This is a genomic window from Anabaena azotica SJ-1, from assembly GCF_047275885.1.
GTDB lineage: Bacteria > Cyanobacteriota > Cyanobacteriia > Cyanobacteriales > Nostocaceae > Trichormus_B > Trichormus_B azotica_A.
In genome coordinates this window covers 5,406,382-5,419,041 of sequence record NZ_CP178454.1, presented here as the reverse complement: position 1 = coordinate 5,419,041, position 12,660 = coordinate 5,406,382, and the positions used below count along the sequence as shown (strand labels likewise).

At 36.6% G+C, this 12,660-nt stretch carries 10 protein-coding genes; 7 read left to right on the top strand and 3 right to left on the bottom strand.

Going from position 1 to position 12,660, the window contains the following annotated elements; all coding sequences use genetic code 11:
* Positions 1-214 precede the first annotated feature (214 nt).
* On the bottom strand, positions 215-1,510 hold the full coding sequence (gene purB / locus ACLLO5_RS23570) for an adenylosuccinate lyase (protein ID WP_413172920.1): 1,296 nt from the start codon (positions 1,508-1,510) through the stop codon (positions 215-217).
* Positions 1,511-1,752: 242 nt separating this feature from the next.
* Here purB and ACLLO5_RS23565 point away from each other — a divergent pair, with 242 nt between their 5' ends.
* The 5 genes from ACLLO5_RS23565 (at position 1,753) to ACLLO5_RS23545 (ending at position 6,725) form a co-directional block, all read left to right on the top strand.
* Positions 1,753-2,874, top strand: a complete 1,122-nt coding sequence (locus ACLLO5_RS23565; RefSeq protein WP_413172919.1) for an RNA-guided endonuclease InsQ/TnpB family protein — start codon at positions 1,753-1,755, stop codon at positions 2,872-2,874.
* A gap of 364 nt (positions 2,875-3,238) precedes the next feature.
* Positions 3,239-3,454 (top strand): hypothetical protein, encoded by a 216-nt coding sequence (locus ACLLO5_RS23560; protein WP_413172918.1) that lies wholly within the window; start codon positions 3,239-3,241, stop codon positions 3,452-3,454.
* A gap of 539 nt (positions 3,455-3,993) precedes the next feature.
* Positions 3,994-5,394, top strand: coding sequence for a sensor histidine kinase (locus ACLLO5_RS23555; RefSeq protein WP_413172917.1), 1,401 nt, complete (start codon positions 3,994-3,996; stop codon positions 5,392-5,394).
* Positions 5,395-5,420: 26 nt separating this feature from the next.
* The gene (locus ACLLO5_RS23550) at positions 5,421-6,257 is read left to right on the top strand and encodes a uroporphyrinogen-III synthase (protein WP_413172916.1); all 837 of its coding nucleotides are present in this window, start codon (positions 5,421-5,423) and stop codon (positions 6,255-6,257) included.
* A gap of 126 nt (positions 6,258-6,383) precedes the next feature.
* A complete protein-coding gene (locus tag ACLLO5_RS23545) occupies positions 6,384-6,725 on the top strand; it encodes a DMT family transporter (RefSeq protein ID WP_413172915.1) in 342 nt (113 codons plus the stop codon).
* A gap of 227 nt (positions 6,726-6,952) precedes the next feature.
* On the opposite strand, the gene ACLLO5_RS23540 is transcribed toward ACLLO5_RS23545, so the two are convergent.
* Entirely contained in the window at positions 6,953-8,896 is a 1,944-nt protein-coding gene (locus tag ACLLO5_RS23540; protein WP_413172914.1) for an FAD-dependent oxidoreductase, read from the bottom strand.
* A gap of 320 nt (positions 8,897-9,216) precedes the next feature.
* Here ACLLO5_RS23540 and ACLLO5_RS23535 point away from each other — a divergent pair, with 320 nt between their 5' ends.
* Positions 9,217-9,990: an ABC transporter permease gene (locus ACLLO5_RS23535; RefSeq protein WP_413172913.1), complete on the top strand. Its 774-nt coding sequence runs from the start codon at positions 9,217-9,219 to the stop codon at positions 9,988-9,990.
* Between the two features lie 371 nt (positions 9,991-10,361).
* On the opposite strand, the gene ACLLO5_RS23530 is transcribed toward ACLLO5_RS23535, so the two are convergent.
* Positions 10,362-11,162 carry a hypothetical protein gene (locus ACLLO5_RS23530; protein ID WP_413172912.1) on the bottom strand — a complete coding sequence of 267 codons (801 nt, stop codon included), beginning with the start codon at positions 11,160-11,162 and terminating at the stop codon, positions 10,362-10,364.
* A gap of 559 nt (positions 11,163-11,721) precedes the next feature.
* On the opposite strand from ACLLO5_RS23530, the gene ACLLO5_RS23525 reads away from it, so the two are divergent.
* Positions 11,722-12,618, top strand: a complete 897-nt coding sequence (locus ACLLO5_RS23525; protein ID WP_413172911.1) for an ABC transporter ATP-binding protein — start codon at positions 11,722-11,724, stop codon at positions 12,616-12,618.
* Positions 12,619-12,660: the final 42 nt, after the last annotated feature.

Genomic DNA, 12,660 nt, shown 5'->3' with positions numbered 1-12,660 from the left:
GGCTAACGCCACGCTGCGCTATCAGGTGAGGCAGAAGGCAGAGGGCAGGAGGCAGAAGGCAAAATTTTGAATTAAGAATCAAGCCTTTTTGACTCGCCCATTTGGGTTTAAGTCTCCCACCATAATTTTGTGATTTGGCAGTCTACGATTAGAAGTGGGTTTAAATCCCCCTCTCATCGGCCTCCTGCCTCCTGCCTTTCAACTCCTGCCTCCTTTAAATTCCCAATCGTTGATAAACCTGATCTAAATGTCTGAGATGGTGCTGTGGATCAAAACAAGCATCTATTTCTGCTGGTGACAACTTTTGAGTAACACGGGGATCTTTGCTAATCAAATCGCGGAAATTACCTTCCGGTTTGTTCCAAGCAGTGTGGGCGCTTTGTTGGACTATGGCATAAGCTTCTTCGCGGTTAAGTCCTTTGTCTATTAAAGTCAATAGGACTCGTTGACTGAAAACTACGCCACCATAACAGTTAAGATTCCGTTCCATGTTCTGGGGATAAACCAGCAGATTTGTCACCAAGTCTGTGATTTCATGCAGCATAAAGTGAGTTAAAATGCAAGCATCTGGCAAAACTACCCGTTCTACAGAACTGTGAGAAATATCTCTCTCGTGCCATAAAGCGATGTTTTCTAAAGCTGCACCTGCATGACTTCTCACCAATCGAGCCATCCCCGTCAGTCGTTCGGAACGGATGGGGTTGCGTTTGTGCGGCATGGCGCTAGAGCCTTTTTGACCTTTAGCGAAAAATTCTTCAACTTCCAAAACGTCGGTTTTTTGGAGATTACGAATTTCTACCGCAAAGCGTTCAATGGATGCCGCAACAAGGGCCAATTGCTGCACATAGTCGGCATGAATATCACGGGAAATAACCTGTGTTGAGGCTGTGTCGGGTTTGAGTCCTAGCTTTTGACAAGCGATCGCTTCTACACGAGGTTCAATATTCGCATAGGTTCCTACAGCGCCGGAAATCTTACCTACAGCTATGGTTTTCCGGAGAATTTGCAAGCGTTCTTGATGCCGTAACACTTCCGCTAACCACCCAGCCAACTTAAAACCAAAAGTCATCGGTTCAGCGTGAATACCATGCGATCGCCCAATCATCACAGTATAACGGTGTTCTCTGGCCTTACGGCGAATTGCCTGAATTAAATCTTCCAAGCGTTGCAACAACAAATCCAAACTAGCGATCAATTGCAGTGCTAGAGCCGTGTCCAGAACATCCGAACTAGTTAAACCCAGGTGAATATAACGTCCCGCATCACCTACGTATTCATTAACATTTGTCAAAAAAGCGATCATATCATGGCGGACTTCCGCCTCAATTTCCAGCACCCGCTTAGGGTCAAAATTCGCCTTGGCTTTAATCTCTGCAACCGCCTCTGATGGAATGTAACCTAATTCTGCCTGGGCTTCACAAACAGCAATTTCTACTTGCAGCCAGGTTTTTAGTTTATAAGCTTCGTTCCACAGATTGCCCATTTCGGGCAAAGTATAACGCTCAATCACATTCGGGCATATAATACAACCGTCATATTTTACCGAAAAATTGGGTCTAAAGCCCCGTCCTTCTAGGACGGCTTTTCTTCCTGCAACCTATCAATCCAGTCTTCAATCATTTGAGTCATAGTTTTTCGCTTCTGTTTGGCGACCTTTCTCAGTTTTTCAAGTCTTTGAGGGTCAACCCGTACACTCAGTCTTTCTTTCATGCTGCTATCCATCGGCTACCCATTTATGGTATCATGGGGGATATGAAAACACTGAAGTTTAAGCTCTATCAACACAAGCGGAATAGACACCTCAAGCGCACAATTAACGCTGCTGGGGTGATTTATAACCATTGCATTGCCCTCCATCGACGCTACTACCGGATGTATGGCAAGTATTTGAGTTGTGCAAAACTCCAGTCACACATTGCCAAATTGAGAAAGCGTAATTCATTTTGGCAGCAGGTAGGATCACAGGCAGTGCAAGATATTTGTCAACGCATTGACAAAGCCTATCAATTGTTTTTCAAGCACAACAAGAAAGGAGTAAGACCACCAGGATTCAAGAAGATTAAAAAGTACAAATCTTTCACCCTTAAGCAAGCAGGGTATAAGTTTTTGAGTGGTAACAGGGTAAAAATTGGTAGTAAAGTTTATCAATTTTGGAAGTCTAGAGAGATTGAGGGAACAGTCAAAACCCTAACTATTAAACGCACGACCTTGGGTGAATTGTTTATGGTTGTGGTTGTTGATGATGGTAGCCCAGAAGTTGAAGTTAAGACGGGTAGAATCGCTGGCTTTGACTTTGGGCTGAAAACATTTCTCACTTGCTCAGACGGTACTAAGATTGAGTCTCCCCAGTTTTTCAAACAGTCCCTAAATGCCATCACCAAAGCGGCTAGGCAACACTCTAAAAAGCTAAAAGGCTCATCCAACAGGGAACGAGCAAGAAAGAATTTAGTACGCAAATATGAGGATATCTCTAATCGGCGGCGTGACTGGTTCTGGAAGTTAGCCCATGAGTTAACAGACCAGTTTGATGTACTGTGTTTTGAGACTTTAAACCTCAAGGGAATGCAGCGACTTTGGGGTAGAAAAATATCGGACTTGGCGTTTGGTGAGTTTCTACAAATCTTAGAATGGGTTGCCAAAAAGAAAAATAACTTGGTTGTTTTCATCGACCAGTGGTATCCCAGTAGTAAAACTTGCTCTAGTTGTAGGCACGTTTTAGAAAACTTGGATTTATCAGTCAGAGAGTGGCGTTGTCCGTCATGTCAATCAGTTAACGGAAGAGACGAAAACGCAGCACGTAATATTCAAATGGTTGGGGCATCATCCATTAGGTTAGGCGATGTCAGACAGGCTATGCCTGCAATTGCTGTTTGAGCCTAGAATCTCCATGCTTTTAGGCTGGGGAGTATGTCAAATTTTAATTAGGGTGTTGTGAGTATTCATTGATTTTCTAGCCAAATATACTCATAAATGGTATAATGCGCTCACATTTAGGGAAGATAGATGAAATTAGTTGAACGTCACATCATCAAGAAAACTCATCAATTCTACAAGGAGATAGATGAGTTGTGTTGGCGTTCCAAAAATCTCTACAATTACGCTAACTACTTAGTCAGGCAATCATTTATCCTTGAGGGCAGTTATTTAGATAATACAAACTCAACTCAAGGGAAATGCTCACACATCTCACCGGATAAATGCACTAACTTGTAAACGGAATAATCAAATAAATAATTACTTGCATAATGCTAGTAGATGGATTATTAATTATTTAGTTGAAGCAGGAATAGGGACGCTAGTTATTGGCAAAAATGAGCAATGGAAGCAAGAAATAAATCTCGGTAAAACTACAAATCATGTTAATGCTAGTCTGAATATTGCTAGAAAAGTAGTCCCTGCGGCTTTTAGCTTAGGGATAGAGGAGCCACTGCGTTGGACGGGTTCCCCGGCTTGAAGCAAGTGGCGTGGTATTGCAGTTTACCCATTCCGGGTAACACCGGGAAAAGTAGCTTGAGGATATTTGTCCATAAAACTACTAACTGTAACGGATAAGAATCCTATTTGATTTGTAAACATGAAGAGTATTCGGTCTTTAATGTTGGGTGTTAGGTGCGAAGAAGTATATCCAACTTAATTTAAATCAGTAAATATATTTAGTAAATAATTTAAAGTCATTTAAGCTAATTTTCGTTCCAATCCTTAACTTTTATTTAAAGAGCAGATGTTATTATTTGATACACTTACTCAGTATCAATGGAAATTTTGCCTAATCAAAAGATTTACCAGCCAAACAAGTTTGAATTTAGGATTTACAATTCTTAGATTTATCCCACTCGTTCTGAGGTTGAGTTTGGAGATTTTAGATTCACTGAAAACAGGGTGTGGGGTTATGAAGTGTAGGGAAATATAGTTGCTTCCTGACCCTAAAAGGTGCAAACTCCTCAATTTATTGATGGAGAAGACAAATATCTTGAACATTAAGGATTATAAAAAATGCTGGCTATGCATAGCATGAAAAGTGCTGATAAGTTGAATCTAAAACTAGAATCAACTTTGCAGGAACTACCAGTTTGGACTGTTCAAATCGAACTAAATCAGCCAGGAAATGAATTAGCTAAACTTTTTGATCAAGAGCCTTTATTACCAGGAATTATCTTGACTAAAAATCATAAATATGCAGGCATGATTTCCCGACCACTATTTTTTGAGCAAATGAGCCGTCCTTATGGGTTAGGACTGTTTGCTGGTCGGCCTATTGAATATCTTTACAATTTTCTCCTACCAGAGACATCTATTTTATCTGAGGATACTCCCATTGTAGATGCAACTCAGACAGCATTAGCGCGATCGCCTAAACTTGTTTATGAGCCGATAGTAATTACAGACCAATCTCACCAGTATGGATTACTCGATTTCCATCAGTTACTTTTAGCTTACTCTCAAATTCATGTTCTCACACTTAATCGACTTCAAACAGAAAAAGAACGCGTTCGCGTAGCACGAGCAGATTTTCGCGACCTTCAACACAACTATACTCGATTACTACAAAATGAAAAAATGATTGCCTTGGGACAACTTGTAGCGGGAATTGCCCACGAAATCAATAATCCCATGAACTTTATCTATGGCAATCTTAACTATGCCGCTGAATATGTACAAGACCTCATATATCTACTAGAATGCTATCAAAAAGAACCTTCTTACCCTGAAGTAGCCTTGCAAGCCAAAAAAAGAGGTATTGAAATTGAATTCATCATGGAAGATTTGCCAAAATTGTTATCTTCTATGAAAGTTGGTGCGACCAGAATTAATGAAATTGTCTTATCTCTACGAAATTTCTCCAGACTAGACCAAGCAGAAATAAAATCTGTTGATATTCATGAAGGCATAGAAAATACATTAATAATTCTTCAACATAACTTAAAAGCTAAACCTGATCGTCCAGAAATTAAAGTAATTAGAGATTATGGTAATCTGCCATTAGTAGAATGCTATGCTGGTCAACTTAATCAAGTATTTATGAATGTCATATCTAATGCTATTGATGCCCTTTCCGAAAATTATCAAATATGTATTTGCGGTCATCATTTAACTTCCCATAATCAAAAAGATATGACAATTACTATTCGTAGTGAAGTAAATGAGGACAATCAGGCAATAATTCGCATTGCTGATAATGGACCAGGAGTACCAGAGAATATCCAAAAGCGTGTATTTGATCCCTTTTTTACTACCAAATCCGTGGGTAAAGGAACTGGATTAGGATTATCCATCAGTCATCAAATTGTGGTAGAAAAGCATGGTGGTCAAATTTATTGTTTATCGCAGCCAGGACAAGGATCTGAATTTATTATTAAAATTCCCGTTATTTCGGAAAAAAAAGAATTTCCATAATACTTTTGCAATTTATATCAAAAATAATGCTACCAAATTCTAGTGAAATTAACCTCCTGATTCCATCACACAAATTACCTCTATACGCTAAAAAAGTCTTAGTAACAGCCCCCAGAAATTATGCCTGTCGTTTGTCGGAAGAAATTATTAAAACAGGTGGTCTTCCCGTTCTCATGCCTACCATCGAAACCTGCTTTTTATCAGACTACACAGATTTAGATATTACTTTGCAGAAATTAGATAAATTTAACTGGATTATCTTTACCAGTCGCAACGGAATAATCGCCTTTTTTCAGCGTCTACATGAATTGAATATTCCCCACTCAGCGTTACAAAATTGTCAATTATGTGCTTTAGGTAAAGACTCTGAAAGTTTATTATCTTTTTGTGGACGAGTTGATTTAATCCCCGAAGAACCCAGTCCAGCAGGAATTGTCGCAGAATTATCTAAAATGCCCAATATTCATGATCAAACAGTCCTATTACCTACTCCTGAAGTTGTGGGTTTACCTGAACCGAATATCATCCCTAACTTAATTAATGATTTATATAAATTAGGTATACAAGTTACTCGTTTATCTACTTATATGACCCAGTGTATAGATAAAAATATTTATACAGTAGAATTAAATTTAATACGTCAAGGAATCATAGATATGATTGCTTTTAGTAGCACAGCAGAAATAGAAAGTTTTATCAGAATGTTTGATTCAAAAAATGATTATGAAAATTCTATAATTGCTTGTTTTGGACCCTATACAGCTACAAATGCACAAACTTTAGGTTTAAATGTTTCTATTGTATCAGATGATTATAGTTCATTTGCCGGATTTACCGCAGCAATGGCAGATTTTTTTAATTAGTGTTGATGGGTTTTACTGTTATTCACTGCAAGTAACAAAATATAAGCTAAATATAAGATTGTCACTTATATTATAGAAATTTTTGGGGTTGCTAGAGATAATTGAATAACCCTAATTTTGCACTCTATGTTAATCAGTTGGTTTTACCTCATGATAGCAATTCTTTTTGAAGTTGCTGGAACAACTTGCATGAAACTGTCTGAGGAATTTACTAAATTAGTTCCTTCGATATTAATCTTTGTCTTTTATGGACTTTGTTTAACATTTTTGACGCTTTCTCTGAGAAAACTTGAAGTTAGTATCGTTTATGCTGTTTGGTCTGGTTTGGGTACTATTGTAATTACTAGTATTGGTATTGTCTGGTTTCGTGAATCTTTTACTCCTATAAAAGTTATGTCCATCTTTTTAATAATTATCGGGGTAATTGGTTTAAATGTAGGTGAATACTTGCAGAATTACAAGAATTAATGTTTATTCATGAAGTTGCAGAATGCTAAATCACAAGAAGACCCCTGACTTCTAACAGAAATTAGAGGATGTTTGAAAAGTCCCTCATGGTGTATCAAAAACTCTTAGACCCTCCTAACCACCTTGAGAAAGGAGGGAATAAATCCATCAAAGTCCCCCTTTTTAAGGGGGATTTAGGGGGATCTATAGGTATGGAATACCACACGAAAAAGTTTTCAAACAACCTCTTAAATTTGTAACAATCCCTCTGGGTTCACTGTTAACAGTGGCCGTCGCTGCAAACCTTCACCGTGTAAAATTTCATTAGCGGCCAACAAACCACTACTAACAGCCCTTTCCATTAAACCGCAAGGAAAAGGCATTTTCACCCAATCACCTGCAAAGAATAAATTAGTCAGAGTTGTAGTGGTTTCTGGACGTTCTGCATAACTGTTGGGTGGATATCCAGAAAAGTTATGTTGATTGACTAATTCTCGATGTATTAATGTGGCTTGTTTTAATTCAGGAACTATTTCATAGAGTTCATTTTCAAAGGTTGTTAACAAAGCTTCTTGATTAGGAAATTCTTTTTCTTTGTAACAGTAAGCGTGTAATTCTATTACACTACCACCTGTACGTTGCGCCCAATCAATGAATTGCTGTTGTATGCGATGATAAAGAGTAATACTATCAGTTAATTTGTAACCAGATAGAGAGGTAAAATTACTATGTTGCCATGGAAAGTCCTGATCAAACCAGAAACGACACACAGCAAAAGGATCAGCAATATTCAATTTTTCGATTTGCGATCGCACTTGTTCATCTACATCCCCAGTCATACGTTTAAATAAGTTTTGTACTCCCGGTACATCAGTAGCGAAAACATAATAGTCTGCGGCGATTATCTCCGGTGATGATGAATCTTGATTAACTGCCAATAGCTGCAAATTATCATCTTTTCTTGCGACAACTTGAAATTTCGATAAATCTCTTTGAGCAGGCCCTTTAACAACATTACCATCAGATGTAAATACCGCACCATGACAAGGACAATGGAACTTACCATCTGTTGCTATTTGCACCGTACAACCTTGATGAGTGCAAGTGAGAGAAATAGCTTCCTGACTGCCATTTTTTAGAGCAAATACTTCATCCGCAGCACCAAAATATTCTATCTCACTATCATTCACCACCGAGTTACGCTTGACCCAAAAAGGTACATTATTATTATTATTATTGTTGCCTACATAATACTTAATTCCTTCAATCTGATCTTGATTCGCAACAATTTCACTTACCGTTGCACCTGTGATAATTTTACCTTGTTTCTGAATTGCTTGAGCGATCGGTTGAATTAAACTTGTCCCCATGTCATCTTTGGTACCATTAAAAGCTAATCCTTCAGGATTACCAAAAAAGTAAAAATGGAAGAACTGCATAAGTTCTCCTACACTCATATTATCAGGCGCATTCAAGCTAGATTTGGCAAAAGGTAGAAAATACAAATCATATAAACCTTGGGGAAATTCTGTAGCAACCCAATCAGCAACAGAGATATTATCAAAGCGTTGGTAATTCTTTTCTCTCTGAAATCCGGTGATTGCTTGAAAAACTTGTAAATGCTTAATTTTGGTAAGGTTTATTCCCCATTGGAAGCGATTGGGAGAAGCAATAGCTAAGTCAATAATATTCCAAGGGAAAGCTGAATTACTAGGACGAAATACCTCTGGTTGATATTGAGAATTATGGTAAACAACAGAATAAAAGTTTAATGATTGGAAATTATCGCTTATACCTATTTCTGATACCACACTATTTAAGTTATAATACTGGGGGAAAAAGCCATGAAACCCATGTTCCATCATAAAAGTTTCACCAGCAGCCTCTATTTGCCAACTGGCTATTTTACCACCTAGTTGGGGAGATTTTTCTAAAAGTGTCACAGTAAATCCCCTCTGAACTAATTGATATGCACAAGCTAAACCTGCTAAACCACCACCAATTACTGCAACAGTTTTGTGAGTATGTAATGTCTTGGGTAAATCAAGATGATCTTGTTGAAAAACTGAGGGTTTTGGTTTACTAAACCGAGAGTATCCCGTTGCTCCCACAATCGTACCCACACCAAATAGCTTCAGCAATGTACGGCGAGAAATAGTAGATGATTCTGGTAAATTAAATAGTTGACTCATTGGTTATACAATTAACTTTTCACGATGCAATACTGCGTGCAATCAAGTCGATAAATGGGCAAATTTTTATCGTTATTATCAAAGGATGTCTTTTGGTTGAGGTTGATCAATTGCTAGTCGTGGTCTTTTAACATATTACTTACTCAAATGTGATCATCAAAATCTGCTCTAACAGAAAAAAATGCAAGATTTGGTTTAGCAATTAGAAGGTTCTTTGATAGTGTAATATATTATTTAATAATTGACTTCTCTGCATGGATTATACTATACCGTTAGTATAATATCAACCTGGGATAGATTTGTAAATCAACTAACCAAGAATGAAATATTGGCGTGAAACTATAGCTGTAACTCAGCGCATCTTAATTGAACTATTGCGACGTAGACGCAGCTTAATTTTTTGGAGTATTTTCCCTATTTCCATTTTAATTCTCAACGGATTTATTTTGGCAGAACGGGCAAAACTCACAATGGCTGTGGCTTTTGAAAATGCCGCACCTTCAACTTTAGTAGGTGCAGCACTATTTTTTAGTTGTTTGGGTGGGAGTGTTGCTACCGTAGTCGCAGAACGAGAACAACAAACTCTCAAACGCTTATTTATTTCTCCCTTGAGTGGCACATCTTATTTTTTGGGAATTTTTCTCGCGCATAGTGTTATTGGAATTGGACAAACACTGTTAGTTTATACTATCGCTGCTTTTTGGGGTGCGACATTTAAAGGTTCTATTTTATTAGGAATTATCATAATTTTATTGAGTATCATTGCTTATGTTGGTTTGGGATTTATTTTAGGTACACAATTAGCTAGACGGATTGAAGATGTTAATGCTTTAGTTGCAGCTTTTGGTGTACCATTATTAATTTTGGGAGGAGCATTTTTACCGACTTCGTTATTTCCGAAAACTCTATTAAATATTGCTAGATTTAACCCTATTTATCACATGAATGAAGCTTTGTTAGGTGTATCAGCTAAGGGAGATACATTTAATGATATCATCTTACATTTTTGGTTTTTATTCTGGTTTGCGATGGTAATGTTAGCCTGTGGATGGTTATCTTATCAACGAATGTTGATGGTAGAAAGAAGGCTGTAAATTTGTTATCATTTAGATAAATAATTCTCCAATCAATTGGAAAGTTATTTGTAAGTATTGAGCATAGAGAATACTGCAATTCAGGAGAATAAAGGCTTTTTTAATCAACTTTGATGATTTTGATAAAATCTCACTTCTCTCTATTTTTTATTTCAAAAGCTTGTAATCCCATTGAAAAATGATGATATTCACGGCTTAATTGTAATGTAATCCTATTGAATAATTGGGAATAGCTTGTGTGAATTTTTAAACCATTCAGGAATTGGCCTGAATTTAGGTGTAATGAGTCTTGTATAGCTACGCCACGCAAGCTATCAAAAATCAAATAGTAGTCCTATATAGTCTAATTTGAGATTTTAAGGAGGGGGATTTTAAAGATATAACATGGGTATGAATTTTCGAGTCCATGAACGAATTATATACTTTGCTCTCTCCTTTCTACTGCTGTAGTTTTTACCACCGAAGTGACCAGCAATTCCTTGAAAGTCAGGTTCAATGGCAAAACGAGAGATTATTTTTTGTTTTCCTTCCAAACTTTTAATAGCTCTGTAAAACTGGGTTTCAATATAAAAACACCCTTCTTTATGTTGTTGATGGAGAGGTTTAATATTGTGATGGTAAAAGTCTTGATTAAAAACTAAAAAACGAGTGTCGCAATAGGGGTTTACTTCATTGTTTCCCAATAATCTTTTAATTCTCCAACCTTGATCTTTATAGTCGCATAAACAATCATAATCTTCTTTTACACTTGCTAATATCTGGGTCATATTTTTTAAATAAATTCGACCTGTAATTTTAGCAAAATAGGTTACTGTATTAATCAAACTGGATTGTTCTAATCCTTTTTCTATTAATAAAGATTCCCCATATCCTTTGCCTAATTCTCTGGGAAAATCATTACAATTTAAGGAAATAAATTCAATTTTTTTATTATGTACATTATCAATAGCGGCTTCTTTGACTCTATCAAGAGGCCATCCTGAATTTTCAATAAAAATAATTTTCTTGATTCGTGGCTGATTTTTGACATAGTATTTAACACTATTATAATAATCCTCTTGTCGCTGTTCTGCTAAAGTAGGATAAGCTTTGGGCATTCCCTTGATATCAATACTAGCTGTTAATACAAGGGCGAAATCTTGCTCAATATTTAAACCTTTATTTTCTTTCATAGTTAGTTTTATCTTGCGTGGAAATTAGCGTGGATTAGGGTTTTTTTATTAAAGATGAAAATCTTTATTCCCATAATTGCCTGTGAGCTAGAATAACTTTAAGATAATTCATCTGGTATCTAACATTTCATTTGTAGAAACCGCTTTTTATGTGCATAAGGATAAATATTTGTAATTTATGATACTGGTTAGTTATTCTTTTAAGCATTGGCAAAGCGATCGCTAACGCCTTGAGTTCTCTATAAAACTCAGTGTTATGCGTAATCATCCTTAGTTATATCGCAAAAAATGCTATTTGGCAATCACTACAGAATACACTTCATTCCCATTTTGGTGGGAAGTTGTTAATCAGAGCAAATCATTACAGGTGCAGTATTGACATAGGAGATCACAAAGTTAAGCATAGATTCAGTTAGGTTTTCGCTAAATCTGTTGTTTTTGGTGATTTTCGCCAGTTCAATGACTTGATTTTTCTAAAAACTCGTTTTTGCTAGTTTTAGAACATCTTCTTAGATAGTTAAGTTCAAGTTTACTAAAGTTTAAAATTTAAATCATAAATATGCTCAGGATTAAAAACTTAAATAAATCTTACACAAACAGAAAAGTTCTGGAAAATTTAACCCTAAATATTGCTTCAGGAGAAGTTTACGGTTTATTAGGTGCAAATGGAGCAGGAAAAACAACAACAATTAATATTATTTGTAATCTCCTCAATGCTGATAGTGGTTATATTACCATCAATAATCAACCAATTTCCGAATCAACCAAAAAAATAATTGGAATTGCTCCTCAAGAAAATCTGTTATATAAAACCCTTTCTTGTGCAGAAAATTTGCAATTTTTTGCTGATATTTACGGTTTGGATCGAGAAACAAAAAATAAACAAATCGAAGCAACTCTTAAAGCTGTTAATTTATTAGATAGAGCTAAAAGTCCTGTCGAAACTCTCAGTGGGGGAATGCAAAGACGACTAAATATTGCTGTGGCTTTGGTACATCAGCCGCAGTTAGTAATTCTAGATGAACCAACTACAGGGTTAGATATTGAAGCGAGATATGAAATTTGGGAGTTAATTCGCCAACTCAAAAATCAAGGTATGACTATCTTGCTGACAACGCATCTACTAGATGAAGCTGAACGACTTTGTAACCGAATTGGCATTTTGAAAAATGGTACAATTTTAGCTGAGGGGAGTTTATCTGAGTTAAAAACTCTTATTCCCGGTCAGGAAGTTTTGGTGTTGCAAACTATACAAGAAGACGAAGCGATCGCACTAGCTCAAAAATATGGTTTTATCCCCAGGCGTTATGGTAATGACTTAGCTTTTTTACTACCAGAACCGCTAGAATTAAAGGAAATCATGACCAGATTTGAAGGCATACCCATGGATTCTATTTCTCGTCAACCTGTACGCTTAGAGCATATTTATTTAGAAATCACCCAAGTTAATAGGTGACAGGTGACAGGTGACAGTAAGCACTATTTTGAATTTTAGATT